The sequence below is a fragment of the Pseudomonas sp. Sample_24 genome, assembly GCF_004307605.1.
Taxonomy (GTDB): Bacteria; Pseudomonadota; Gammaproteobacteria; order Pseudomonadales; family Pseudomonadaceae; genus Aquipseudomonas.
Map to the genome: position 1 here is coordinate 1 of NZ_RCNW01000162.1, position 24,706 is coordinate 24,706.

Here is a 24,706-nt window from a genome sequence, read left to right on the forward strand (position 1 = left end):
CTGGGGGATGGAGGCGCTTTTGTGGCGAGGGAGCTTGCTCCCGCTCGATTGCGCAGCAATCGCAAAAACTGACACCCGCATGTTTCTGATACACCTCTTTGAATGGTCTGGGGGGCTTCTTCGCAGCCCAGCGGGAGCAAGCTCCCTCGCCACAAAGCGTGTTTGTCCTGCATAACAGCTTCCTGGCCATGAGGGATTATTGGACGCAGAAGGGAAGTTTTCCCACAGAGAAATCGGCAATTCCGAAGTCCCGATTCCTTTCATTTGCAGGTCATTTCCTAGATCATTTCGCTCGCTTGCGCCTGGCAAATTCGCTGGCTAGTCTCGGTTCGTCACTGCTCATCAGTGAACGGGTTTAGTCGCCCGGTTCCTCTAGGCGTACAGCGTCACCTCTTTCAGGTGTTTTTTATTGCCTGAATTTTATGGTGGCTGTGCGCAGGGCACCTTCGGGTGCGCCGGTATTCCTAGAGGCCGGTCGACTAACCTGCGTGCAGCCGCCACCCCTGTTCGTTTAGTCGCGATATCGGTTACCCATGTAGGCGCTGCCGTAGGTTGCGATCTTTTGAAGCGCGAAAGCGCTTATAGTCGGCACAACTCCTTTACCTGCGCAGCCGACCATGAAACAAACCCCCGACGACCTCAAGCAGATCACCGCCACCACTCTGGGCCATTACAACTCGGTCGCTGAGAACTTTCGTGAGGGGACACGCGATCACGATGTCAGCCAGAACATCGATGCGCTGTTACGGCACATTCAAGGCACGGCGCCATTCGACATTCTCGATTTTGGCTGCGGTCCCGGTCGTGATTTGCAGACGTTTACCCGCATGGGCCATCGGGCCGTCGGACTGGACGGTTCGGAAAGGTTCGCGCAAATGGCCCGTGACGACAGTGGCTGCGAAGTCTGGCAACAGGACTTCCTGAAGCTCGACTTGCCGGCCGAGCGTTTCGACGGGATTTTTGCCAACGCGGTGTTGTTTCATGTTCCGCGACAGGAACTGCCGCGGGTGTTGAAACAGTTGTGGGGAACGTTGAAACCGGGAGGGGTGTTGTTCAGTTCCAATCCTCGTGGCGAAAATCAGGAAGGCTGGAACGGGCCACGGTATGGGGCGTATCACGATCTTGCGGCCTGGCAACAGCTGCTGACCGAGGCGGGCTTTGTCGAGCTGGAGCATTACTACCGGCCGGCGGGGCTGCCGCGCGAGCAGCAGCCCTGGCTGGCGAGTGTCTGGCGGCGCGTCGACTGATCGTTCCCACGCTCTGCGTGGGAATGCAGCCAGTGACGCTCTGCGTCATGCCGCAGAGCGTGGGAACGATCACTGCGCGGCGTCTTTCTTCGGCTCGCGAATCTTGTACCAGGCCACATACAGTGCCGGCAAAAACAGCAGCGTCAGCAAGGTAGCGACGATGATCCCGCCGATCATTGCGTAGGCCATCGGTCCCCAGAACACTTCCCGGGCAATCGGGATCATGCCCAGGCTCGCCGCCGCGGCGGTGAGCAAAATCGGGCGCCGCCGGTGTTCGGTAGCTTCCACCACGGCATCCCATGGTGAAGAACCGTCGGCGATGAACGTGTCGATCTGGGTTACCAGGATCACCGAGTTGCGGATGATGATGCCGATCAGCGCCAGGATGCCGAGTATCGCCACAAAGCCCATTGGCGTTCCGGTCGGCACCAGCGCCAACACCACGCCGATCAAGCCCAGCGGCGCGACGCTGGCTACCAGGAACATCTTCTGCACGCTGTGCAGCTGAATCATCAGAAAGGTGGCCATCAGGAATATCATCAACGGCACGACTTTGTTGATCGGCCCCTGGGCCTTGGCACTCTCCTCCACCGTACCGCCCGTGGCGACCTTGTACCCCGCAGGCAATGCGGCGGCGTACTTGTCGATGTCCGGTTTGAGCAGCTTCACCAGATCGGTTGGCTGAATATCACCGATCACTGCGGTCTTGATGGTGATTGTCGGTTTGCGGTCGCGACGCCACACAAGCGGCTGCTCCAGTTCGTAACGCACCGAGGCAAACGCGAGCAGGGGAATCGAGGTGCCGCCCGGCGTGAGAATTTGCAGGTTCTGCAGCGTTTCCGGCGAGCCCCGTTCAGCATCCACGGCGCGGCCGACCACATTGATCAGGTAGATATCGTCGTCGACCTGCGTCACCGTCGAGCCAGTGACGATGCTGTTCATCAGGTTCGCCACGTCTTCGGAAGACAAGCCGAGCTGGCGAGCCTTGTCCTGGGCGATATCGATGCGCAGCACCTTGCCAGGCTCGTTCCAGTCGAAAATGATTTCGCCGATGTGCGGGTTCTTGTCCAGCTGGCTGGCCAGATCGATGGCGTGCTTGCGCACCTGGTCGATGTCCGGGCCGCTGACGCGGTACTGGATCGGCCGCCCCACAGGCGGGCCTAACTCCAGCGCCTGGACGAAACTGCCGATACCCACGAAATCATTGCGCAGACGTTCACGCAGCCGATCGCTGAGGGCGGCGCGCGTCTCGAAGTCTTTGGCAACGATCACCAGTTGCGCGTAATAAGGGTTCTGCAGTTGCTGGTCGAGGGGCAGATAAAAACGAATTGCACCCTGGCCGACGTAACTACTCCAGCGCACGATATCCGGGTCACCCTTGAGCGTCGCCTCGAGCTTGTCCACGGCCTTGCGGGTTTCATCGATCGAGGCGTTTTGTGGCAGGTTCAGATCCACGAGGATTTCCGGGCGATCCGAGGCCGGAAAGAATTGGTTCTGCACAAATTGCATACCTACAACCGACAGCGCGAACAGCAGCACCGTGATGCCGATCGCCCACCACCGGTTGCGCATGCACCACAACAGACCGCCGTTGAATGCCCGCCCCAGTCGACCGGGCTCCGCCGCGTGAGGCTTCACATTGGCACTGAGGATGTGCACGCCGATGACCGGCGCAAACAGCACCGCGACCACCCACGAAACCATCATCGCGACGGCAATCACCGCGAACAGGGTAAAGGTGTATTCGCCGGCCGAGCTGCCATTCAAACCAATGGGGACGAAACCGGCGACGGTCACCAGCGTGCCGGTGAGCATCGGGAACGCGGTCGAGGTGTAGGCAAAAGTCGCAGCCTGTTCCTTGGACTCGCCCAGCTCCAGACGCGAGACCATCATCTCGACCGTGATCATTGCGTCATCCACCAGCAGGCCCAGCGCGATGATCAACGCACCGAGGGAAATCCGCTGCATGGTGATTCCGCTGTACTCCATGAACACGAACACCATGGCCAATACCAGCGGGATCGAGCAAGCCACCACCAAGCCAGCACGCAAGCCGAGGCTGATGAAGCTGACCACCAACACGATCACTACGGCTTCAAACAACGCACTGGTGAAGCCGCCAACTGCGGCTTCTACCACAACAGACTGATCGGACACGTTGTGCACACCGACACCCATCGGCAGGTTGGCAGTGAGCTCATTAATGCGCTGATGCAGCGCCTTGCCGAATTCCTGGATGTTGCCCCCGGTCTGCATGGCTATGGCCAGACCGATAGCCTGTTGGCCATTGAAGCGGAATTCCGGCGTCGAGGGGTCGACGTAGCCTCGGCGGATATCGGCTATATCGGCCAGACGATAAAAGCGATCATTGAGTCGCAGATTGACGTTGGCCAGATCCTTCTCGGAAATGAACTGCCCTGACGTGCGTACGGAAATCCGCTCGGGTCCCGCCTCGATCACCCCGGCCGGGGTCACGGCGTTTTGCGTTTGCAGACTTTGCACAACCTGTTGCTCATCGATACCCAGCGCCGCCAGTTTGCGGGTCGAGAAGTTCAGGTACAGGACTTCGTCCTGCTGGCCAATCATCTCGATCTTGCCCAAGCCCGGCACGCCGCGGATATCGGCACGGGCCTGTTCGACGTAGTCGCGCAATTGGCGCAATGTCAGACCGTCGGCGGTAAAGGCATAGATCGAACCGAACACGTCGCCGAATTCATCGTTGAACGACGGTCCCTGAATGCCTTGTGGAAACGAATAACGGATGTCGCCGATCTTCTTGCGCACCTGGTACCAGATTTCCGGAATGTCCTTGGCCTTGGTCGTGTCGCGCAAGTAAACGTAGACCGTGGACTCACCGGGTCGGGTATAGCTTTTCACGTAGTCGAGCGAGTCGAGTTCTTCGAGTTTTTTCTCGATGCGGTCAGTGACCTGCTTGAGGGTTTCCTCCTGGGTCGCACCTGGCCAGCGGGTCTGGATAACCATGGTCTTGATCGTGAAGGAAGGGTCTTCCTCGCGCCCCAGGTTCAGGTACGAAAACACGCCCATCAGCAATGCGACGAACATCAGATACCAGACAAACGACTGATGTTTGAGCGCCCATTCGGATAAGTTGAAACTCCCTTTCATTGTGGGCTGCCCTCATCTACTTTCACTTTTTGCCCCGGTTTGAGGCTGTTGACTCCCGCACTGACAATCCGCTCGCCGGACTTCACGCCGCTGGCTACCACGACGGTGCTGTCCGTGCGGCTGATGATGCTGACATCCCTGGGAGAAACGGTTTGCGCCTGGGCATCGATTACCCAGATGCGCGACTTGCCTTCGACTTCCTGCAACGCGCTCAGAGGCAATTCGATCTGCGGCTTGATCGCAGAAATCAATGTCACGCTGATCGCCGTGCCCAGGCGAAATCCGCTGGGTGTTTCGGAAAGGGTCAGGCGCGCGCGTCGGGTACGGGTTGCACTTTGTGCCTGGGGCTCGATTTCCCGCACGATAGCCGTGGTGTTGATCTCCGGGCTCAATTGCGAAGCAACCTGGAACACCACGTCTTCGGGTAACTGATCGACCAGGGTGTCCGGCAGATCGATCACCGCCTCCTTGATATCCGGTCGCGCCAGCGTAACCACTTGCTGGCCGGCGGTGACAACTTGTCCGGCTTCGGCCATCCACGCGGTGACGACCGCTTTGTGATCGGCACGCAATTCAACGTAGTTGAGTTGATCCTTGGCCTGGCTGACCGCTGCCTGAGCCTGGTCCAGCGAGGCCTGGGTGGTCTTCAGGTCAGTCAGTGCAGCGTCGAGTTGCGCCTGGGAGCCCACGCCTTGATCGAACAGGCTCTGCTGTCGCCGGGCGGTGGCCTGGGCGTTGATCAGATTCGCCCGGATGCTCGCCAGGTCGCCCTCTGCCGAGCGCAATTGGTTCTGCTGATCCGTAGGGTCCAGCGAGGCAAGCAACGCCCCCTTGTCGACCTCCGCGCCGACATCGACGCTACGGCTCGCGATGCGTCCCGGTACACGGAAACCGACATTGCTCTCATAGCGGGCCTGGATGCTCCCCGCGAATCGGCCAAGGTTTTGTTCACCCAGTGCCTCGACCTTGATCGACAACACCGGTCGCACCGGCTCCGCTGGCGCTTCTTTTTCCGAACAGGCCACCAGCATCACACTGGTCAGAACCAGTAACAGATGCTTCATGGTTGACTCTCCGCGGCCAATTCCTTGTAGGTGTCTTCAGCGATTTCCACCGTCACGCCGGGATGCAGCAACTGGCCACCGGCAACGACGACTTTTTCGCCTCCTTTGAGGCCCTCGCTGATGATGACTTTACCGGTCAGATAGCGGCCGACGGTGACGGTATGCAACTGCGCCTTGCCGTCGCCGTCCACCAGCCATACCGCGGGCTCGCTGATTTTTTTGGTCAGCGCCGACCACGGCAACTCCACCGCGGACTTGCCCCGGGTATTGGCTGTGGCACTCACCACCGAACCCAGTTGCATGCCGGGCGGCAAGCTGTCGAGGGTGACTTTGACTTGCACAGTGCCAGTCTGCTCCGAGACCGCCGGGGTAATCTCGCGGACTGTACCGGTGGTTTTGATCGCCGGATTGTCGAGCAGGCTGACCACAACACCCTTGTCTGATGGTGGTTCGGCCAGCAGCGATTCATAGACGTTGAACACCGCATCGCGCGCACCGTCCTGGGCCAGGCTGAAGATCGGCACGGTGGCCTGAACCACCTGGCCGACCTCTGCCTGGCGCGCAGTGATCACGCCTGGCGCATCCGACATCAACGCGGTGTAACTCAGTTGTTCACGGGCATTGGCCAACTGCGCCTGGGCCGCCGCGAGTGAGCTTTGGCTACTGCGCAATGCCGCCTGCGCAGAGTCGTACTCGCTTTGGCTGGTATAACCCTTGGGCAACAGTTTTTGCTGGCGCACGAAAGACGCGGCGTTCTGTTTGACCTTGGCCTGCTCGGCCACCACTTGAGCCTGTGCCGAGTCGAGACTGGTTTGCAGGTCCTTCGGGTCGAGCCGGGCAAGGACCTGCCTGGCCGCGATCCGGTCACCCACATCGACCATACGCTGGATGATCTTTCCACTCACGCGAAAAGACAGCTCGGTCTGCACCCGAGCCTGCACATCGCCGGTCAAGGTGATGTTGGCAGCGTAATCGGTGAGTTTGACTTCCTGAACGAAAACCCGTGGCCGAGCCTTCTCGAGCGGTTTCTCTTTGTCGCAGGCACTGAGCAATACCAGGAGGCTCAGGCCAAGCGCTAATCTCAATCCGGGACCAGCCATGCAGACTCCTTTGCGTTTAACGGGCGCGATTCGTTTGTCAGCTTAGAACAGGGATTAACCTTCGCCTACGCAAATTCAGCTTTTCCTCTTGTACGAGCTGCCGCGGGCTGCGATCTTTTGACCCTGATCAACTCAAAGGCAAGAGATCGTAGCTGCGGCAGCGCCTGCAGGGTCGGCCAATAGGGACATTTTCCATGCTCAACACCCTCGCGGTGGCCAATTACCGCTCGATCAACAAACTGGTGATCCCACTGGGTCGCTTGAACCTGATCACCGGGCCAAACGGCAGCGGCAAATCGAACCTCTACCGCGCGCTGCGTTTGCTGGCGGAAACCGCTCAGGGTGGCGTGGTCAATGCGCTGGCCCGTGAGGGTGGGCTGGGCTCGACCTTCTGGGCGGGACCGCAAACCATCTCCCGGCGTATGCGAAATGGTGAGGTGCCGGTCGAGGCCGGCGTGAGACAGGGCGCCAAACGCCTGCGTCTGGGGTTCACCAGTGAGGACTTCGGTTACTCGATCAGTCTCGGCCTTCCTGAATCCAACGGCCACTTCATGCTTCCAGGGCACGACACGCCCATCCCTTCACGGTTCAGCCTCGATCCGCAGATCAAGCGCGAATGCATCTGGAACGGGGCGTTCTATCGTCCGGCAAGTCTGTTGGTGGATCGCGACGGCCCGATGATCCGCAGTCGGGCCGATCGTCAATGGGATGTACTGGCACAGCACACCCCGAATTTCGACAGTCTTTTTGATCAGGTCGGCAGCTTGCGCACCTCGCCGGAAGTTCTGGAACTGCGCGAATTCATCCGCCGCTGGCGCTTCTACGATCACTTTCGCAGTGACGTCGACGCACCAGTGCGCCAACCGCAATTGGGCACCCGTACGCCGGTTCTACACCACGACGGCCGCGACCTGGCGGCGGCGTTGCAGACCATTATCGAAATCGGCGACCCCGAGGCATTGCGCGACGCGATCAGCGATGCATTTCCCGGTGCACGATTGCACATCGAACCGCTCGCCGGTGGCCGCTTCGCCATCGAGTTTTATCAGGAAGGATTGTTGCGCCCGCTGTCCGCCGCCGAACTATCGGACGGCACGCTGCGCTATCTGCTGCTGGTGGCGGCGCTGCTGACGCCACGCCCGCCGACGCTGATGGTGTTGAACGAACCGGAAACCAGCCTGCATCCGGATCTGTTGCCGGCATTGGCGCGGTTGATCATCCGCGCCTCCGAGCAGTGTCAGGTGTGGGTGGTGTCCCATGCCCGACGACTGATCTCTGCATTGCAGCAGGACCCGGAATGCAACTGCATCGTGCTGGAGAAAACCCTTGGCCAGACCGGGATTGTCGGGCAGCGGATGTTGGACGAACCGGCGTGGTATTGGCCGGATTGAATGACAGGTGTCGAGTTGTTCTAAAAGGATCGGCGGATTTTCATGGCACGCCCGGGATTCTCGACTTGACTGTCGAAACCCATGTTCAAGTTGACATCGGTTCGATGTCTGACCGTTGGAACCTGAAAACTTTCAAAGCCAATCGGCCCGGGCGAAGGAAGCGGAGCTGAAGGAATCGGCGAGCCTGGCGCTGCGGGCGGACTTACCTGCGGGTTTCTGAAGGGACCTGATTTTACTCCTCTGTAGGCAACCTTCACTGCTTCAGCCCGGTTTATCCTGTAAGCACGAAAGTTGAAGGACACCGCAGTTGCTGTAGCGGCAAACGATAAAGCGCTGAAGGCGGCCATGATCGCAAGCAGGGGATCCAGGGCTGAATTATCCGGATCCGCGGCAGCGATACTGGACCTCACGAACCCCGTCCCGGCACCGACGAATCCTGTCACAGCCCCCGTCATACCTGCGTACTTGGCGTGTTTCGAGACGGTTCCAGAGGCCGTGCTGCTAGCGACTTTTGCATTCCTGATAGAGAGCCTTGCCGAGTAAATTCCGACAGCGCCCGACACCAGACCCAGCGCAGACATTGCGACGAACATCCACGATTGCCAGTTTGGCTCGCCCGCATGCCCCGTCGGATCACTGAAATTCACCGGATCCCCCAGGCAATACGCATACGGATTCAGCCCGCCCCGCCCAAACGGACTCAGACTGTCCGGGCTGTTGAAGCGCATCAGCACCGGATTGAATGCACGATGACCATTGCCCAGCAAATAGTGGCCGGTGACCGGGTCACCCCTTTCGCCATTGAAACCCAGAAGACTGCCGAGACCGCTTTCGACCCGGCGATGGCCGTAGGGCGAATAGACCTGCCGTAGAGGTGGATGGGTGAGTTGCTGAATGGATCGTTGGTGGTCAGTCGCCAGCAATCGACTCGCAACGTTATCATGATCGCGACGTTGCTCCGCCAGCAGTTGCGATTCTGTTTGAAACACACTCTGGCTGGTGCAGCCTTGCAATTCCGTCACCAAATGTTGGTGACGATAAAATCGCTGCATTTTTTCTTGCCCCAATGGCTCCAGCCCGATCAGCAGATCCAGTGCGTCGTAACCATAGCGGCACAAATATGTGGTCATCGTCAGCACCTCCGTTCAATGATCGTAGCTTGAAACGGCCGGAGGATTCGGAACAACTGGCAAAAGTGCTAGTAATTGAGGAAAAGTGTTTGGCCTGTTTGCCGAGGCGGCGTAAGACGGCTATTTTCCTTTACGCCGTAGGAAGGATCTATTTTTCGATTTGCCCCTCCAAGGACGGACCGTTATTGGCCAGACTCCCTGGCCGAACACTCACAAGGAAGAGAACATGGCAGATGCAAAAGTGCTTGAACCCATGAATCCGCAGGACATCGTAAAGTTATTGGTCGCGTTGCGCAGGGCGTTGCTGGCCAGCACTGCTTGATTTTCAAACACAAAAAAACGCCGACGCTAGCGCTAGCCGTCGGCGTTGGAAACCTTGAAGGGTTTACCTCGCGAATCAGAACGCCGGCAGTACCGCGCCGCTGTACTTCTTCTCGATGAATGCTTTCACTTCCGGGCTGGTCAGGGCTTTGGCCAGTTTCTGGATAGCGGCGCTGTCCTTGTTGTCCTCACGGGCCACCAGGAAGTTCACGTAAGGCGAATCAGCACCTTCGATCACCAGGGCGTCCTTGGTCGGGTTCAACTTGGCTTCCAGCGCGTAGTTGGTGTTGATCATGTCCAGATCAACTTCCTTCAGAACACGTGGCAACAGGGCCGATTCAAGTTCCTTGAACTTGAAGTTGTGCGGGTTCTTGGCGATATCTTTCGGGGTCGCCAGGGCGTTTTTCGGATCCTTGAGTTCGATCAGACCGGCTTTCTGCAGCAGGATCAACGCACGACCGCTGTTGCTGCCTTCGTTCGGGATAGCGATGGTCGCGCCGTCAGGCAGCTCGGCCAGGGTTTTGTATTTGCTCGAGTAGCCACCGAACGGTTCAACGTGCACACCTTGCACGGTGACCAGGTACTTGGCTTTGTCATCCTTGTATTTGCCAGCGTTGAAGCTGTCCAGATAAGGCTTGGTCTGGAAGTAGTTGGCATCCAGGCGCTTTTCGCCAACTTGCACGTTCGGCTGTACGTAGTCGGTGAAGACTTTGATTTCCAGGTCCACACCTTCTTTGGCGAGGGTTGGCTTGATCAGCTCAAGGATTTCGGCGTGTGGCACCGGGGTCGCGGCAACCACCAGTTTCTCGCCAGCCTGGGCCAGGCCCGCGGTCAGGGCAGCCGCCAGTGCGGTGAACAACAGAACCTTTTTCATGCAGTGTCCTTATCGAATATCACAGTCGCTTGTGGCGACGGCTATCAGTACGTGTGCCAGTGAAGTGCTATCGCTGGCGTGAAGCGGACAATACCGGGATTTTTTATTCCCGAACAATAACCTTTATTCAGCTTCATATTCCATTTTGTTCATACAGCTCTAGCCCGCGCATTCCCTTGGTTGCGAGACTGCTCGCGAGGGTCGCCAAACGATAACGCAGGGCTCCTGAGACTCTGCGGCGTTCTCGGGTTACAGGAGGCCAGCCTGCTTAAGTATTTGTTTCAGGGCGGCTTTTTCAGACGCGGAGCCCTTGTCGAGTATCTGCTGGAGTTGCCGTTCAATCTGCGCCAGCCCTTCATCCGGCAAATTCAAATGCTCCGGCAAAATCTCGTCGCCGGTACTCACCAACAACGCAAAGTGAATGACATTTTCCAGTTCGCGGGTGTTGCCCGGCCAACTGTGTCGCTCCAGCACGTGTTGCGCGGTTTCGCTGATCAGCGGCACCGGCAGATCGAGGCGTTGGCTGTAGATACCCAGGAAGTATTCGGCCAACGACAGAATGTCGCCGACCCGCTCGCGCAAGGCTGGCAGTTCGAGCTGCCCCTCGCTGAGGTAGTGATAGAGCCGCTCATGGAATTTCCCGGCGGCAACCGCCTGGGCCAGATCGATGCTGGTGGCCGCTACCAGACGCACATCTACCGGGCTCGGCTGCTGGGCACCAACGCGTGTCACTTCGTGGTTTTCCAGCGCGGCGAGCAGTTTGATCTGGATCGGCAGCGGCAAGTCGCCGATCTCGTCCAGGTACAGCGTGCCGCCGTTGGCCGAACCAAACCATCCCGCGCGACTGCTCGCCGAACCGCTGTAGCTGCCTGCGGCATAGCCAAACAATTCAGCATCGGCGTAGGTCGGGCTGATCGCGCCGCAATTGACCGACACAAACAATCCGCCACGATCGCTGGCGCGATGGATGTGCCGCGCCAACAATTCTTTACCGCTCCCCGTTTCGCCACGGATCAGCACCGAAATCGAGCGCGGTGCCAGTTGTTCCAGCTCCTGGCGCAATTGCCGGGAGCGCGGATCGACGAACACCAACGCCTTGGCGCGAATGCTCAGGGGACTTTTTTCAGCATCGGGAAAGGTCAGCAGCGGCTGACCGAAGGTTTCAAAGCTCATGGCAGACTCCCGCCCAAAACCGCCGGGAGACGGGGGCGTTAACTAAGGAAAGTGTTCAAGCGCGGCGCAGGGCGTGTTGTTCCATGCGGTTCTGCAGGCGATAGAGATAGGCAAATCCCTGCTCCCAACGCTGATGTCCGGACTTGACGTTGATGTGACCGGCACCTGCGAGGATGCCCGCTTCGGCTCCCCAATTGCGCGCCAGCTCCAACGCTCGCGATGCACTGACGGCACTGTCGTTATCGGAACTGACGACCTGGCTGGGAAATGGCAGCAGGTCAGTCGGAATCGGTGCGAAATTACGCAGGGCCGGCGCACAGGCCGGACGCTCGACGTCTGCCGGTGCGACCAGTAAGGCGCCGCGCACCTGCCGCAAGAACTGCACGGGCGCCGTCGCAGCCCAATGGGCGACAGTGATGCATCCCAGGCTGTGGGCAATCAGAATGACCGGAGTGCTGTCGGCCGCGATCGCCTCAGCCAAGGCCGCTACCCAGTCTTCGCGGCGCGGTGTCAACCAGTCGGCCTGTTCGACCCGTGCGCTGTTCGGCAAACTTTTCTGCCAATGGCTTTGCCAATGATCTTCTGGCGATCCTTGCCAGCCCGGCACAATCAGGTAGCGAATCGATTCGTTGCGCATGGGGAACTCTCCTGCTGCGTGTCTGTTCCCGATCGAGTATAGGGAGGAGAGTTATATTCGTTAAGGAATAAGAAGCTATTTATTAAGGCCCGATTGGAATATAAAAACAATTGGTGGGTTGGTGTTTCTTGCGGAATAAAAAAGGGGCCGCACCCTGCCAAGGAGACGGCCCCCGGAAACTCAAATTCTGTCAGTGCTGATCAGCAACACCGGAAGCCGATGATTGGCTAAAACGGTTATCCAATAAAGGAATATTTGATTACTTTGTTAGCACTTTATGACATAAGGCGATCCATCGCCGGGCCTCCTTCCTGCGTCATAACCTAACGTCCCTTTAGGTCAGATTTATGACGAACGAACAGATTTGAGTCTCCGGTGTAGTGCTCACACCTGAGCGGTTCGCACTTGCTGTGGTTCTGTAGTTTCCTTGCGCACAAACCGGTTCGCCCGGCCGAAGGTGCCGAGATCGTTGAACCGCACCCCCATCTCCCGCATTACTTTGTGACCCACCGGCACTGTCAGCTGGCGGATGTAGAACGGCTCCTTCACCACAAAATGATGAATCCCGTGGCTGCTGCCGAAATTGAAGCAGAATGCCTGCAACGGCCATAACCACCATGCATTCAGCACTTGGGTTTGCTGCATGACGTTGCCCGGTTCCACGTCGCCGTAGTAGTGCATGTTCGAGCTGATGAAGTGCAGGCAAAACGTGCGCAGTACATTCGGGCCGATGATCACGACTGCCGCGATGTCGATCACCTGCATGACCGACAACGTCGTCGCCGACCAATCGATCGGCGTGCCCATCAGTTGCGCAATGCCATTGGCCGCATGAAAACCGAGAAACACATACCACGCCCCCCAATGCACCAGCGCCAGCGGTGCATAGACCTTCAAGGTGCGCTTGATGATGCTGAACTTGTGTGCCCATGTCCTGGCTCGCAACATGCGGATAAACGCCGACATGATGTTGTCGCCAATCATCAAGAACCGGGCGAAACCCCATGGCTCGCCGTTGGTGATCGCGCGCTCCTCCATGTCGGTTTCAGAGCCGGAAAACTTGTGGTGATTGAGGTGCAGGTGACGGCGAATCCATGGGTTGATGGTGCTCGGGCGGGCCAGCCAGACCAGCCCCATCATCAGGTTGTGCGGCACCTTCTGTTTACGGAAGTACATGCTGTGAATCAGATCGTGTTCCAGCTCATGGGTCAGCGAAGCAAAAAACGCGTTAAGCAACAGGCACGCCCACCAGGCCATGTGTCCGCTGATGTAGAGCGTTGCCGAACCGATCATGCCGGCCAATGCGAACGCCAGAATGCTCGCGCCGATAGCGTCCTGATGCTTGAGAATCGGGTAGCGCTCCCGCAGCTCGACACCCTTGGCCAGCACCACTTCGCGAATTTGTGCCGATCGTTGAGCTGCATTCAGTCGTTGGGGGCTTGCAGAAGTACGGTCCATGCTTCCATCCTCTGGTTATTGATGTTCGCATCCTGCCTGCCGCGCCCCTTTGCAGCGGTAGCCGTGAACGCCAACCTGTTGACCGGAAGCGCCAATCAGCATGACTGAACCGACCTCACTCGCCAGCTGGACCCGCGCCTTGCGCAAGCAACTCGATGCACTGGGCGTCGACAGCACCAGCCTGTGCCGGCAAGCGGGACTCGATCCGCAGTTGATGGAGGACCCGAACGCGCGTTATCCGTTGTCCGGAACCACGCGTCTGTGGGAGTTGGCGGTACAGGCCAGCGGTGACCCGGCGCTTGGCTTACGCGTATCGCGCTTCGTCAGCCCGACCACCTTTCACGCCCTGGGCTATGCGCTGGTGGCCAGCGGCAGCCTGCGCGAAGTATTCGAGCGCATCGTGCGTTATCACCAGGTGGTCAGCGATGCTCTGGAACTGGAGCTGATCCGCGACGAGGATCGCTACCGCTTCCATCTGAAAATTCCCTGCGGCAACCCGGCCCCGGCCTTCGAAGCCATCGATGCGTTCATGGCGATTTACGTGCGCACCTGTCGCAATCGCCTGGGCCGGGATTACGCACCACTGGCGACCTACCTGCGGCGCCCGGAACCGGCAGACGCGCACCCATGGCATAAAGCCTTTCGCTCACCCGTGTACTTCGGCGCCGAGGAAGATCGGCTGGAATTCGCCCTTGTCGACTTCGACAGCCACCTGGATGACGCCAACCCGGAGCTGGCCGAGCACAACGAAACCGTGCTCAAACGCACCCTCGCGCAACTCAAGCCGCTGACATGGGAGCGCAAGGTCCGCGACGCCATTGAAGAACAACTGCCCGAAGGCGAACCCAGTGCCGAACACATCGCCAAGGCCCTGCACCTGAGCCTGCGCAGCCTGCAAAGGCACCTGGCGGACGAAGGCTGTCGCTTCGATACGCTGCTCAACGAAAGCCGCGAGAACCTCGCCCTGCTGCACCTGCGCGACCCGCAGGTTTCGCTGAGCGAGATCAGTTATCTGCTCGGATTCGCCGACACCAGCAGCTTCAGCCGCGCGTTCAAACGCTGGACCGGGATGACACCGGGACAGTTTCGGGATGGGTTGCGCTGATTAGTTTTTTACCAGACTACGCGCAATGCCTGCTTGCCACTGCTCCAGCATTTGCGCGCCTATCCGGGCAAAGGAACCGTTTGCCTTGATATGCTGGACCATCTCGTCCATCGCTACTTCCATACCATGGCCGACTTGTTGCAGTAACTCGTTGCAGCGCCCTTCGGTCAAGTTGCAGGCAGACCGACCAAAGCGCATCAGCATTTTGTACTTTGGCCACGCCTTCGATCCCCCCAACAGTAACGCCATGCTGTCGGCCTTGATGTAGACCGACGTAGTGATGATGTCGTAGGTAGGGGCCAGACTGATTTGCGCATCGGCTGCGCAATCCTCATAGAGAACGCCAAAGTTTTTCAGGTGCGCGTCGCCGTTCTTCAAACCCGATGAAAGTGCGACGATTTTGAAAAACGACTCAAGCGCCTGATTGAGCATTGAAGGAGAAACGAACGCTTTGATCTGTCTGGCAATACCTTCATATGAGCCGTCGTATTTGGCTTTTGAAGGCCAGGCGTTAAGCACGCAAAAATCCTCGAAACCCAAATAACCTTTGTCGTTCAGGTCGAAGCGTTCAACGATCAGGAATCTACCTTGATCACTCAGTTCAAACTTCGGCACCTCAAGCCCCGAGTGCAATGCAGCCCGCATGCAGAAATATTCGTTTGCAGCGAGTTGCGGGTATTGTTCCGGGTGAAAGGTTTTAACCAGATGTGTCGCCCCCCGATGGGACAGTCGATCGATGGTTGACCCGCTATCACGAATCAGAACTTTCGGCTGCACACCGGAAACGCCCGAGTACTGGCCATACGTGTGCAAGAGGTCGTCGAACAATCCTTGCGCACCATCATGCACAAGAAGGTCCGCCAAGCTGGTTTCAGGTGGCTGGTCGAGCCCGTCCTGCGCCGGTGAAATGCTCACTCTGCCGAGTTGGTGCGGGCCGACGATAGCAAGCATCGAAAAGTCGTCAAAGCCTCGGACAGCCTTGCTGAAACGACGAGTCAACTCATCGCGCAAAGTCCCCTCCGGCAAGTTCATCTCGAAAACCGGAGGAACACCTGGCTCCCACGCGTAGCTCTCCAGGCGTACCGGCATGATCAAAGAAACGGCATCTTGCTCTGATGCGTTTTCGGCGTAGGCAAAAACGCTGTCAGCGGACGATTGGCCTCGACCAAGAATTCCGACGGCATTGCTGGAAACACTGATCGCCAGCCGATCCCTTTGCTGCAGCTCAACCATGGAAGTTCACCTTTTTCAGGCTATCCAGTGTCGGCCGCTTCGATTGCCGCGGTACGGCGGTAAGTTCATAACCAAATCCGTTGAGGATTGCCTCGACCTTGCGCAGGCCAATTTCGGAGAGGGTGTTGTTTTCGATTCCAGAGATAGTCGCACGGCTCATTCCGTACTGCTGTGCCAGTGCCTGTTGGGAGAGTTTTCTTTCTTTGCGTAAGGTTCGGATCAGCTCACCCAGATTTTCCATAGTGCTACCTTGCCTCGTATACAGTGCAAAATTGAAATTTGTCACACTTTGCATTGTATTTAATGCATCTCCGAATTAAAGTCCAGCCGCTTTTTTACCCACACGAAGCATCAAACCATCGCCAATGCCCGCAATCGCACGGCATCGAGGATTTCAATTTCGCCGTAGCTCAACCCGATAATCCCCTGCCCCTGCAAATCCTTGAGGATCTGATTGGTGGTCTGGCGCGACAGCGACAACATCGACGCCAGTTGTTCCTGAGGCAATTGCAGGACGCGGCGCGGTGGGTCGTTTTCGCCGTAGCCTGTGGCAATCATCAACAAGCGGTGGGCCAGTCGAGTGGGGGCCGGCATCAGGCTCAGTTGTTCGAGATTGATAAAGGTCAGGCGCAGTTTCTGGCTCATCAACAAGGCCAACTGTCGCCAATGCACCGGCTGTTCTTCGAGCAACGCCAGCAAAACCGATTGCGGGATATGCGCCAGGGTGCAATGCCCCAGGCCGAACGCATCGTGGGTGCGCGGCTGGCCATCGAACAGGCCGATTTCGCCAAACCAGTGCGGTGCCTCCACCACGCTCAACAACGCCTCTTTGCCTTGCTCATTCACCGCACCGATGCGCATCGCACCTTCAAGCACCGCATACAGTCCACAGGGCGGATCGCCGCGCTTGAACAGGCGCTGCCCCGGAGACAGGCGCCGCAACCTGGCCGCTGCCAACAGACTATCCTGTAGGGAAACAGGCAGATGACTGAACCACAGACCGCGCAGCAGGCGTGGACGCCAGACCTGCATATCCATGAAAACTCCTAGAGATTGTCGCCTGGCTGACAGAGCGAAGAACGGCCCCGGGGCATGATCGATCACCCTACAGGAGGAATAACAATGAAAAAAAGCCTGGTTGACCATCTCAGTCAATACGCCGCGTACCACCGTGATCCGCGCAACATCGCCACTCACTTTATCGGCATTCCGCTGATCGTGGTGGCGGTGGCCGTGTTGCTGTCGCGTCCGCAGTGGGCCGGGGGCTGGTTATCACCGGCAATGCTGGTGGCGTTGGCGTCGGCGTGGTTTTACCTGCGCCTGGAGCTGCGCCTCGGAATACTGATGACCGTGTTGCTGGGGCTGTGCGTCTGGGCGGGTCAAGTACTGGCGCAGCAAAGCACCCTGGTCTGGTTGAGCAGCGGCATGGCGATGTTCGTGATCGGTTGGGCGATCCAGTTCGTCGGGCATCACTACGAGGGGCGCAAGCCGGCCTTTGTCGATGATGTGACGGGATTGATCGTCGGGCCGTTGTTTGTGGTGGCTGAACTGGCGTTCTTGCTGGGGATGCGGCATGAGCTCAAGGAGCAGATCGAGGCGCGGGCGGGTGGTGTGCGTTTGCGTCAGAAAGGCGCTGCGGCGTAGATCGCCTTCGCGGACAAGCCTCGCTCCTACTGATCGTTCCCACGCTCTGCGTGGGAATGCATACCGTGACGCTCTGCGTCACTGGACGCGGAGCGTCCCATGAGGCATTCCCACGCAGAGCGTGGGAACGATCAGCTGGAGGGATTAAATGTTGGCGACTTTCTGCCAGACTTTCGGCTTGAAGAACAACGTCTCGCCCTTGGCCAAGCCGATCAGACTGTCGTGATCCTTCACCACTTCGGCTTCGATCAGATCGCTCTGCCCTTCAACCTTCAAAGTCACCCGCGTCGTCGCGCCCAACGGACGAATATCACGCACTTCGGCCGCATGGTGATCGTCCAGTTCATGCCGCGACAACGACACCTCGTGCGGGCGGAACAGCACGTGATTGTCCTCGCCCAGATGCAACCGGTTCGAGTCACCCAGGAAGTGATAAACGAAATCGCTGGCCGGGTTTTCGTAGACGTCGCCCGGTGAGCCGATCTGCTCGATCACGCCCTTGTTCATCACCACGATGCGGTCGGCGACTTCCATCGCTTCTTCCTGGTCGTGGGTCACGAAAACGGACGTCAGGTTGATGTCTTCGTGCAGGCGCGCCAGCCAGCGGCGCAGCTCTTTACGGACCTTGGCGTCGAGGGCACCGAAGGGTTCGTCGAGCAGCAGCACTTTGGGCTCCACCGCCAAGGCACGGGCCAGCGCAATCCGCTGACGCTGACCACCGGAGAGTTGTTCCGGGTAGCGATCCGACAACCAGTCCAGTTGCACCATGTTCAGCAGTTCGTGGACTTTCGCCGCGATCTGGCTTTCGTTCGGGCGCTGGTTCTTCGGCTTCATGCGCAGGCCGAACGCGACGTTATCGAACACCGTCATGTGGCGGAACAGGGCGTAGTGCTGGAACACGAAACCGACGTTGCGATCACGCACGTCATGGCCGGACACGTCTTCTCCGTGGAACACGATGCTGCCGTTGTCCGGGGTTTCCAGGCCGGCAATGATCCGCAACAGCGTGGTCTTGCCACAGCCCGATGGGCCGAGCAACGCGACGAGCTCGCCGCTCTGAATGTCCAGGCTGATGTTGTCCAGCGCTTTGAACGCATTGAAATTCTTGCTGACGTTACGCACTTCGATCGACATGAATTATTCCTCCGCGGCGCTGGCGCGCAGGCGGTTGATACGGTTTTCGCTCCACTGCTTGAGCAGCAGGATGAAGAGCGCCAGGATCAGCAACAGGCTCGCCACGGCGAACGCGGCCACGTGGTTGTATTCGTTGTAGAGGATCTCGACGTGCAGCGGCAAGGTGTTGGTCACCCCGCGAATGTGCCCGGAAACCACCGACACCGCACCGAACTCACCCATGGCCCGCGCAGTACACAACACCACGCCATAGATCAGGCCCCATTTGATGTTGGGCACGGTGACGTGCCAGAACATCTGCCACCCATTGGCCCCGAGCAAACGCGCGGCTTCTTCTTCCTGCGTGCCCTGCTCTTGCATCAGCGGGATCAACTCACGGGCCACGAACGGCACGGTGACGAAAATCGTCGCCAGCACAATGCCCGGCAAGGCGAACACGATCTGGATGTCGTGATCCTGCAGCCACGGGCCGAACAGGCCCTGGGCGCCGAACATCAGCACATAGACCAGACCGGCGATCACCGGCGATACCGAGAACGGCAGGTCGATCAGCGTCACCAGCATGCTCTTGCCACGGAACGTGTATTTGCTCACGCACCACGCGGCGCTGACGCCGAACACCAGGTTCAACGGCACCGAAATCAGTACGGCGATCACCGTGAGTTTCAGGGCGGACAACGCATCCGGCTCGAAGATGGCGGTGAAAAACGCACCGATACCGAGCTTCAAACCCTGGGACACCACGATGAACAGCGGCAGCAACAGAAACAGGGCAAAGATCAGCCAGCCGAGGCCGATCAGGATGCGCCGCGAAGTCGCACTGCCACGGCGGGCAGCGTTGGCCGAAGAGGCGGCCGCGATAGACGATTGGGACATGTTCGCGCCTCCTTATGGGGTTTCGATGCGCCGCTGCAACAGGTTGATCAGCAGCAGCAGAATGAAAGAAACCACCAGCATCAGTACACCAATGGAGGTAGCGCCGGTGTAATCGTACTGGTCGAGCTTGACCATGATCAGCAGCGGCAGGATTTCGGTTTTCATCGGCATGTTACCGGCGATGAAAATCACCGAACCGTACTCGCCAACCCCGCGGGCAAAGGCCAGGGCAAAGCCGGTCAACCAGGCCGGCAGCAGTGCCGGTACGAGGATATGACGGAACACCTGCCACGGCTTCGCACCCAGGCACGCCGCCGCTTCTTCGACTTCACGGGGGATATCGGCCAATACTGGCTGTACGGTACGTACTACGAATGGAAGCGTCACAAAAGTCAGGGCAAGGGTGATGCCCAGAGGGGTGTAAGCGATCTTGAAACCCAGGTCCGTGGCGAACTGACCGACCAGCCCGGTGGGGGCGTAAAGCGCAGTCAGCGCGATACCCGCCACTGCGGTGGGCAACGCGAACGGCAGGTCGATCATCGCATCGATGACTTTGCGCCCCGGGAAGGTATAGCGCACCAGCACCCACGCCAGCAGCGTGCCGATGATGCCGTTGATGATCGCGGCATACAGTGCGGTGCCGAAGCTCAGCTTCAACGCCGCCAGCACCCGTGGCGCCGAGATGATTGCCCAGAACTGATCCCAGGTGAGTTGAGCGGCGTGCACGAACATCGCCGCCAGTGGTATGAGCACAATCAGACTGAGGTACACCAAGGTGTACCCCAGCGTCAGCCCGAAGCCGGGTATGACGGGGGAGATACGACGCGACATAAAAGTCCTTGGTTGTGTGGCGAGGGAGCTTGCTCGCGCTGGACTGCGCAGCGGTCCCTGCTTCTAATGAGCGCTTCGCACTCAAGCGGGAGCAAGCTCCCTCGCCACAATGAATCCGGATTGTTCAGATTACTGCGCCTGGTAGATCTGGTCGAACACGCCGCCGTCATTGAAGAATTTCGGTTGCGCGGTTTTCCAGCCGCCAAAATCCTTGTCGATGGTCACCAGCTCCAGTTTCGGGAACTGCTGGGCGTACTTGGCGGCCACGTCCTTGTCACGTGGACGATAGAAGTTTTTCGCCGCAATTTCCTGACCGGCCGGGCTGTACAGGTGCTTGAGGTACGCCTCGGCGATCTCGGTGTTGCCCTTTTTCTCGGCGTTCTTGTCGACCAGCGCCACCGGCGGCTCGGCGAGGATCGACAAAGAAGGTACGACAATGTCGAACTTGTCGGCGCCGCCATCTTCTTTGAGCGCCAGGAAAGCTTCGTTTTCCCAGGCCAGCAGCACGTCACCCTGCCCGTTGTTGACGAAGGTGATGGTCGAACCGCGAGCACCGGTATCCAGCACAGGTACGTGCTTGAACAGGGTCTGCACATACTCTTTAGCCTTGGCTTCGTTGCCGCCATTGGCTTTCAGCCCGTAGGCCCACGCCGCGAGGAAGTTCCAGCGTGCGCCACCGGAAGTCTTCGGGTTTGGCGTGATCACCGACACGTCGTTCTTGATCAGGTCACCCCAATCCTTGATCCCTTTAGGGTTGCCCTTGCGCACCAGGAACACGATGGTCGACGTGTACGGCGTGCTCGCTTCCGGCAGCCGCTTCTGCCAATCCGCTGGCAGGGTTTTGCCAAGCTTGGCGATTTCGTCGATGTCACCGGCCAGCGCCAGCGTCACTACGTCGGCACGCAGACCATCAATGACCGCCCGGCCTTGTTTGCCAGAACCGCCGTGAGATTGCTGGATTTTCACCGTATCGCCCGCATGATCCTTCTGCCAGGACTTGATGAATTCGGCGTTGTATTCCTGATAGAGCTCACGGGTCGGGTCATACGACACGTTCAACAGCTCGTAATCCTTGGCAACCGCAGTACCGGCAAAAAGAGCACTGGCCAGAGCGGCCAAAGCGAAATGGCGAATCGACGACATGGTGAAAGCTCCTGGAATTCTATTGGCTAGTTCTTATGGATTTTAGGAATCGCGGTGCCGGCTCAAGGATCGCAAGCTTCAGCCCGGCTTGTTGCCCGGCTGCTGCAAACGGAATTTTTCCTTGCGTTCGATCTGGACCACCTGGGCGTTGTGCACTGTGATTTCCACGGCGCCGAATCGCAGATCGCGCAGGGCGCTCTGGATTTCACGCAGAATGGTTGCTTCGTCCTGACCGTCAACGCTACGCAGAGATGCGCTCATGGTGCTGCTCCTTCGACTGTGTGGTTGCCTGGCAGTGGCGGCACTGCTTACGGCGTGAAACCAATAGTAGAGAGGCGCAGATATTCTTAAAAAGACTATTTGAGAATGTTTATATAACCAAAAGAATTATCTTCCCACGCACCGCGTGGGAATGCCGCCGGGGACGCTCTTCGTCCCTGATCTCAGGGTGACGCAGAGCGCCACGGGATGCGTTCCCACGCGGAGCATGGGGGAACGATCAGATGATGGGGGTTCGGGCCCAATCCAGCTCCATTGGCGGCACCGGCCGACCAAACCAGTACCCCTGACCCTGATCAGCGCCGTGCTCAAGCAGGAACGCCGCCTGCTCGACCGTTTCGACGCCCTCCGCCTGTACTTGCATACCCATGCTCTGCGCCAGGGCGATGATGACCCGCACAATGGCCGAGTCGTCTTCATCCCAAGGCAGACCGGCGACGAAACCCTGATCAATCTTGAGTTTCTGCACCGGCAAGCGTTTTAGCCGCAGCAATGACGAATAACCGGTGCCGAAATCGTCGATGGCCAGGCGCACGCCCAATTCGCGCAGTCGATGCATTTGCTCAAGCGCGACCTCCGGGTCCTCCATCACCGCGCTTTCGGTGACTTCCAGCTCCAGGCAAGCAGGTTCCAGCCCGGTTTCGTGCAGGACCTGCGCCACTTGCCCATAAAGCTCACGACGAGCGAACAATCGCGAAGAAACATTCACCGCGACAAACGAAATTTCAACACCGGCCTGCCGCCACTGACACATCTGCTGACACGCTTGCTGCATCACCCAGGCATCGATTTCGGCGATCAACCCAGTGCGCTCGGCGACAGGGATGAATTCTGCCGGCGACACCAGGCCGCGCAGTGGATGCTCCCAGCGCACCAGCGCCTCGACACCGATCAAGCGGCTGGTTTGCAGGTCATGCACCGGCTGGTAATAAACCCGTAATTGCTGCTGTTCCAGCGCCTGACGCAATTGGAATGCGACTTCGACCCGTTGCTGAGCATGGGCAGTCAATTCTTCGGTGTAGAGCGCATATCCGTTGCGACCCGCGCTTTTGGCCTTGAACAGCGCCGAATCGGCATTGCGCAACAGTTGTTCGGCGCTCAACGCATCGCTGGGGAACAGGCTGATGCCTATGCTCGCATTGATAAACAGTTGGCGCCCCTCGATAGCGAAAGGCTCTTTGAGGCCGTTGATGATCCGTTGCGCCAGCGCAGCTGCCTGGATCAGTTGCGGACAGCAATCGGCCAACACGGCAAATTCGTCGCCGCCCAGTCGCGCCAGTGTGATGCCCGGGTCAAACATGCCTTTCAGACGCCCGGCTACAGCCTTGAGCAACTGATCCCCAATGGGATGCCCAAGGCTGTCGTTGATCATCTTGAAGTGATCGAGATCCACCACCAGCAATGCACAACCGCGTTTGTGAAGCTGCGCCGAGGCCAGGGCTTGTTCGGCACGATCGGTGAGCAGCAAGCGATTGGGCAAATCAGTCAGCGGGTCGTGGTGCGCCAGGTGCATCAGCTCGTGTTCGGAATTCTTGACCGCACTGATATCGGAAAACACCGCCACAAAATGGCTGCGTCGCCCCTGATCATCGAAAATGAGGCGGATGGTTTGCCATTGCGGGTAAATTTCCCCGCTTTTGCGCCGATTCCAGATTTCCCCGCTCCACTCGCCCAAATTGTCCAGGGTGGCAAACATTGCCTGATAGAAATCCGCCGAATGACGACCGGATTTGAACAGACTGGGTCGCTGCCCCAACACCTCTTCACCTTGATAGCCGGTGATCTCCATGAAGGCGCGATTCACATGGACAATCAGCCCGTCGCTATCGGTGACCAACACCCCTTCGCGGGTGCAATCAAACACGGCGGCCGCCTGACGCAATCGCTCGCGATCCTCACTGCGTTCGCGCAGTTTGGCGCCGATGCCAAGACATCGAAACAGCCGGGCACGGGCAATGAAGATCAACCCGGCGCTCACCGCCACCCAGAGGTAACCGTTGATCAGTTGCCATCGCAACCGCTCGAGCGAGTGATCGAAGAAACTGTTCAATAAATAGTCACTAGCCTGCAGCCAGACCACAGAAAGCAACAGGTAAAGCAGCGCTGCGCGCAAGGCATCGCGATAGCTGGCAGACATACGACGGTCCATGTCCCTACAAAATTGCCGGGATTATAGATTTAAAGAAACATCCAGCCACTCTTATCTGAAAGGGCGACTGGTTTTCTGCGCGGGCTTAGTGATAATGCAACGGCTGTTTTTTTATTTATCGAGGGCCCTATAGCCTATGTGGTACGAAGGTTTTCTCGGCTTGTCGCCCTGGTCGCTGGTGGCAGTCACCCTGCTGATGACCCACGTGACAATCGTCGCCGTCACGGTCTATCTGCACCGTTATTCAGCCCACCGCTCGCTGGAGCTGAATGCGGGCCTGAAACATTTTTTCCGTTTCTGGCTGTGGCTGACCACCGCGCAGAACACCCGTGAGTGGACCGCTATCCACCGCAAGCATCACGCCAAATGCGAAACCGAAGACGACCCGCACAGCCCGGTCGTCAAAGGCCTGTCCACCGTGCTGCGCAAAGGCGCCGAGCTTTATCGCGCCGAAGCGGAAAACCCCGAGACCCTGCGCATCTACGGCAAGAACTGCCCCGAAGACTGGATCGAGCGCAACCTTTACTCCCGCTTCCCGCTGCTGGGCGTGGCGATCATGGGCGTCATCGACCTGCTGCTGTTCGGCACCATCGGCATCACCATCTGGGCCGTCCAGATGATGTGGATTCCCGTGTGGGCCGCCGGCGTGGTCAATGGCCTGGGACATGCCGTCGGTTACCGCAACTTCGAATGCCGCGATGCGGCGACCAATCTGGTGCCCTGGGGCATTCTCATTGGCGGCGAAGAACTGCATAACAACCATCACACCTACCCTAACTCGGCCAAACTGT

Annotated in this window: 21 protein-coding genes and 1 pseudogene; 5 read left to right on the plus strand and 17 right to left on the minus strand. The window is 58.5% G+C overall.

The window, feature by feature from the left end; translation table 11 throughout:
• Positions 1-617 precede the first annotated feature (617 nt).
• On the plus strand, positions 618-1,247 hold the full coding sequence (locus D8V06_RS08500; protein ID WP_056852082.1) for a class I SAM-dependent methyltransferase: 630 nt from the start codon (positions 618-620) through the stop codon (positions 1,245-1,247).
• 69 nt (positions 1,248-1,316) lie between these two features.
• On the opposite strand, the gene D8V06_RS08505 is transcribed toward D8V06_RS08500, so the two are convergent.
• The 3 genes from D8V06_RS08505 to D8V06_RS08515 are packed head-to-tail and all read right to left on the minus strand — an operon-like array spanning position 1,317 to position 6,537.
• Positions 1,317-4,373 carry an efflux RND transporter permease subunit gene (locus D8V06_RS08505; RefSeq protein ID WP_056852081.1) on the minus strand — a complete coding sequence of 1,019 codons (3,057 nt, stop codon included), beginning with the start codon at positions 4,371-4,373 and terminating at the stop codon, positions 1,317-1,319.
• A complete protein-coding gene (locus tag D8V06_RS08510; RefSeq protein ID WP_130904510.1) occupies positions 4,370-5,437 on the minus strand; it encodes an efflux RND transporter periplasmic adaptor subunit in 1,068 nt (355 codons plus the stop codon). Before D8V06_RS08510 ends, D8V06_RS08505 begins: the two co-directional genes overlap by 4 nt.
• Entirely contained in the window at positions 5,434-6,537 is a 1,104-nt protein-coding gene (locus D8V06_RS08515; protein ID WP_130904511.1) for an efflux RND transporter periplasmic adaptor subunit, read from the minus strand. Before D8V06_RS08515 ends, D8V06_RS08510 begins: the two co-directional genes overlap by 4 nt.
• Positions 6,538-6,731: 194 nt before the next feature.
• On the opposite strand from D8V06_RS08515, the gene D8V06_RS08520 reads away from it, so the two are divergent.
• Positions 6,732-7,928 (plus strand): AAA family ATPase, encoded by a 1,197-nt coding sequence (locus D8V06_RS08520; RefSeq protein ID WP_130930796.1) that lies wholly within the window; start codon positions 6,732-6,734, stop codon positions 7,926-7,928.
• 20 nt (positions 7,929-7,948) lie between these two features.
• On the opposite strand, the gene D8V06_RS08525 is transcribed toward D8V06_RS08520, so the two are convergent.
• The 5 genes from D8V06_RS08525 to D8V06_RS08545 all read right to left on the minus strand — a co-directional run bounded on the left by D8V06_RS08525 (position 7,949) and on the right by D8V06_RS08545 (position 13,521).
• On the minus strand, positions 7,949-9,058 hold the full coding sequence (locus D8V06_RS08525; RefSeq protein ID WP_130904513.1) for an RHS repeat-associated core domain-containing protein: 1,110 nt from the start codon (positions 9,056-9,058) through the stop codon (positions 7,949-7,951).
• A 397-nt stretch (positions 9,059-9,455) separates the two neighbouring features.
• Positions 9,456-10,253 (minus strand): MetQ/NlpA family ABC transporter substrate-binding protein, encoded by a 798-nt coding sequence (locus D8V06_RS08530; protein WP_056852077.1) that lies wholly within the window; start codon positions 10,251-10,253, stop codon positions 9,456-9,458.
• 249 nt (positions 10,254-10,502) lie between these two features.
• Positions 10,503-11,426 carry a sigma 54-interacting transcriptional regulator gene (locus tag D8V06_RS08535; RefSeq protein WP_056852076.1) on the minus strand — a complete coding sequence of 308 codons (924 nt, stop codon included), beginning with the start codon at positions 11,424-11,426 and terminating at the stop codon, positions 10,503-10,505.
• 55 nt (positions 11,427-11,481) lie between these two features.
• The gene (locus D8V06_RS08540; protein ID WP_130904514.1) at positions 11,482-12,063 is read right to left on the minus strand and encodes an alpha/beta hydrolase; all 582 of its coding nucleotides are present in this window, start codon (positions 12,061-12,063) and stop codon (positions 11,482-11,484) included.
• A 384-nt stretch (positions 12,064-12,447) separates the two neighbouring features.
• Positions 12,448-13,521 carry a fatty acid desaturase gene (locus D8V06_RS08545; RefSeq protein WP_130930797.1) on the minus strand — a complete coding sequence of 358 codons (1,074 nt, stop codon included), beginning with the start codon at positions 13,519-13,521 and terminating at the stop codon, positions 12,448-12,450.
• A gap of 100 nt (positions 13,522-13,621) precedes the next feature.
• Between D8V06_RS08545 and D8V06_RS08550 the strand changes: the two genes are divergently transcribed.
• The gene (locus tag D8V06_RS08550) at positions 13,622-14,626 is read left to right on the plus strand and encodes an AraC family transcriptional regulator (protein WP_056852073.1); all 1,005 of its coding nucleotides are present in this window, start codon (positions 13,622-13,624) and stop codon (positions 14,624-14,626) included.
• Here D8V06_RS08550 and D8V06_RS08555 read toward each other — a convergent pair whose 3' ends face one another.
• From D8V06_RS08555 to D8V06_RS08565, 3 genes are all read right to left on the minus strand, one after another.
• Positions 14,627-15,859: a type II toxin-antitoxin system HipA family toxin gene (locus D8V06_RS08555; RefSeq protein ID WP_056852072.1), complete on the minus strand. Its 1,233-nt coding sequence runs from the start codon at positions 15,857-15,859 to the stop codon at positions 14,627-14,629.
• Positions 15,852-16,100 (minus strand): helix-turn-helix transcriptional regulator, encoded by a 249-nt coding sequence (locus D8V06_RS08560; RefSeq protein WP_056852071.1) that lies wholly within the window; start codon positions 16,098-16,100, stop codon positions 15,852-15,854. The genes D8V06_RS08555 and D8V06_RS08560 overlap by 8 nt, the downstream gene beginning before the upstream one ends.
• Positions 16,101-16,210: 110 nt before the next feature.
• Positions 16,211-16,897: a Crp/Fnr family transcriptional regulator gene (locus D8V06_RS08565; RefSeq protein WP_130930798.1), complete on the minus strand. Its 687-nt coding sequence runs from the start codon at positions 16,895-16,897 to the stop codon at positions 16,211-16,213.
• 84 nt (positions 16,898-16,981) lie between these two features.
• On the opposite strand from D8V06_RS08565, the gene D8V06_RS08570 reads away from it, so the two are divergent.
• Complete coding sequence (locus D8V06_RS08570; protein ID WP_056852069.1) at positions 16,982-17,503, plus strand: Mpo1-like protein; 522 nt, start codon at positions 16,982-16,984, stop codon at positions 17,501-17,503.
• A gap of 144 nt (positions 17,504-17,647) precedes the next feature.
• Here the strand turns inward: D8V06_RS08570 and D8V06_RS08575 are convergent, their stop codons facing one another.
• The 6 genes from D8V06_RS08575 to dibA all read right to left on the minus strand — a co-directional run bounded on the left by D8V06_RS08575 (position 17,648) and on the right by dibA (position 23,903).
• Entirely contained in the window at positions 17,648-18,637 is a 990-nt protein-coding gene (locus D8V06_RS08575) for a sulfate ABC transporter ATP-binding protein (protein ID WP_056852068.1), read from the minus strand.
• 3 nt (positions 18,638-18,640) lie between these two features.
• Positions 18,641-19,513 carry a sulfate ABC transporter permease subunit CysW gene (cysW, locus tag D8V06_RS08580; RefSeq protein ID WP_056852067.1) on the minus strand — a complete coding sequence of 291 codons (873 nt, stop codon included), beginning with the start codon at positions 19,511-19,513 and terminating at the stop codon, positions 18,641-18,643.
• A gap of 12 nt (positions 19,514-19,525) precedes the next feature.
• A complete protein-coding gene (gene cysT / locus D8V06_RS08585) occupies positions 19,526-20,344 on the minus strand; it encodes a sulfate ABC transporter permease subunit CysT (protein ID WP_056852066.1) in 819 nt (272 codons plus the stop codon).
• 129 nt (positions 20,345-20,473) lie between these two features.
• On the minus strand, positions 20,474-21,487 hold the full coding sequence (locus D8V06_RS08590; RefSeq protein WP_056852065.1) for a sulfate ABC transporter substrate-binding protein: 1,014 nt from the start codon (positions 21,485-21,487) through the stop codon (positions 20,474-20,476).
• A gap of 78 nt (positions 21,488-21,565) precedes the next feature.
• Entirely contained in the window at positions 21,566-21,748 is a 183-nt protein-coding gene (gene oscA / locus D8V06_RS08595; protein WP_007975618.1) for a sulfur starvation response protein OscA, read from the minus strand.
• A gap of 238 nt (positions 21,749-21,986) precedes the next feature.
• Complete coding sequence (gene dibA / locus D8V06_RS08600) at positions 21,987-23,903, minus strand: phosphodiesterase DibA (protein WP_130930799.1); 1,917 nt, start codon at positions 23,901-23,903, stop codon at positions 21,987-21,989.
• Between the two features lie 148 nt (positions 23,904-24,051).
• Here dibA and desA point away from each other — a divergent pair.
• Positions 24,052-24,706 (plus strand): annotated as a pseudogene (desA, locus tag D8V06_RS08605) (delta-9 fatty acid desaturase DesA); the annotation flags it as partial.

Coding starts and splice junctions, on each gene's coding strand:
- dibA (WP_130930799.1), bottom strand. CDS start 23,903: ATGTCTGCCAGCTATCGCGATGCCTTGCGCGCAGCGCTGCTTTACCTG.
- D8V06_RS08545 (WP_130930797.1), bottom strand. CDS start 13,521: ATGGACCGTACTTCTGCAAGCCCCCAACGACTGAATGCAGCTCAACGA.
- D8V06_RS08500 (WP_056852082.1), top strand. CDS start 618: ATGAAACAAACCCCCGACGACCTCAAGCAGATCACCGCCACCACTCTG.
- D8V06_RS08530 (WP_056852077.1), bottom strand. CDS start 10,253: ATGAAAAAGGTTCTGTTGTTCACCGCACTGGCGGCTGCCCTGACCGCG.
- D8V06_RS08515 (WP_130904511.1), bottom strand. CDS start 6,537: ATGGCTGGTCCCGGATTGAGATTAGCGCTTGGCCTGAGCCTCCTGGTA.
- D8V06_RS08550 (WP_056852073.1), top strand. CDS start 13,622: ATGACTGAACCGACCTCACTCGCCAGCTGGACCCGCGCCTTGCGCAAG.
- D8V06_RS08510 (WP_130904510.1), bottom strand. CDS start 5,437: ATGAAGCATCTGTTACTGGTTCTGACCAGTGTGATGCTGGTGGCCTGT.
- cysT (WP_056852066.1), bottom strand. CDS start 20,344: ATGTCGCGTCGTATCTCCCCCGTCATACCCGGCTTCGGGCTGACGCTG.
- oscA (WP_007975618.1), bottom strand. CDS start 21,748: ATGAGCGCATCTCTGCGTAGCGTTGACGGTCAGGACGAAGCAACCATT.
- cysW (WP_056852067.1), bottom strand. CDS start 19,513: ATGTCCCAATCGTCTATCGCGGCCGCCTCTTCGGCCAACGCTGCCCGC.
- D8V06_RS08505 (WP_056852081.1), bottom strand. CDS start 4,373: ATGAAAGGGAGTTTCAACTTATCCGAATGGGCGCTCAAACATCAGTCG.
- D8V06_RS08570 (WP_056852069.1), top strand. CDS start 16,982: ATGAAAAAAAGCCTGGTTGACCATCTCAGTCAATACGCCGCGTACCAC.
- D8V06_RS08520 (WP_130930796.1), top strand. CDS start 6,732: ATGCTCAACACCCTCGCGGTGGCCAATTACCGCTCGATCAACAAACTG.
- D8V06_RS08560 (WP_056852071.1), bottom strand. CDS start 16,100: ATGGAAAATCTGGGTGAGCTGATCCGAACCTTACGCAAAGAAAGAAAA.
- D8V06_RS08565 (WP_130930798.1), bottom strand. CDS start 16,897: ATGGATATGCAGGTCTGGCGTCCACGCCTGCTGCGCGGTCTGTGGTTC.
- D8V06_RS08575 (WP_056852068.1), bottom strand. CDS start 18,637: ATGTCGATCGAAGTGCGTAACGTCAGCAAGAATTTCAATGCGTTCAAA.
- D8V06_RS08535 (WP_056852076.1), bottom strand. CDS start 11,426: ATGAGCTTTGAAACCTTCGGTCAGCCGCTGCTGACCTTTCCCGATGCT.
- D8V06_RS08590 (WP_056852065.1), bottom strand. CDS start 21,487: ATGTCGTCGATTCGCCATTTCGCTTTGGCCGCTCTGGCCAGTGCTCTT.
- D8V06_RS08525 (WP_130904513.1), bottom strand. CDS start 9,058: ATGACCACATATTTGTGCCGCTATGGTTACGACGCACTGGATCTGCTG.
- D8V06_RS08540 (WP_130904514.1), bottom strand. CDS start 12,063: ATGCGCAACGAATCGATTCGCTACCTGATTGTGCCGGGCTGGCAAGGA.
- D8V06_RS08555 (WP_056852072.1), bottom strand. CDS start 15,859: ATGGTTGAGCTGCAGCAAAGGGATCGGCTGGCGATCAGTGTTTCCAGC.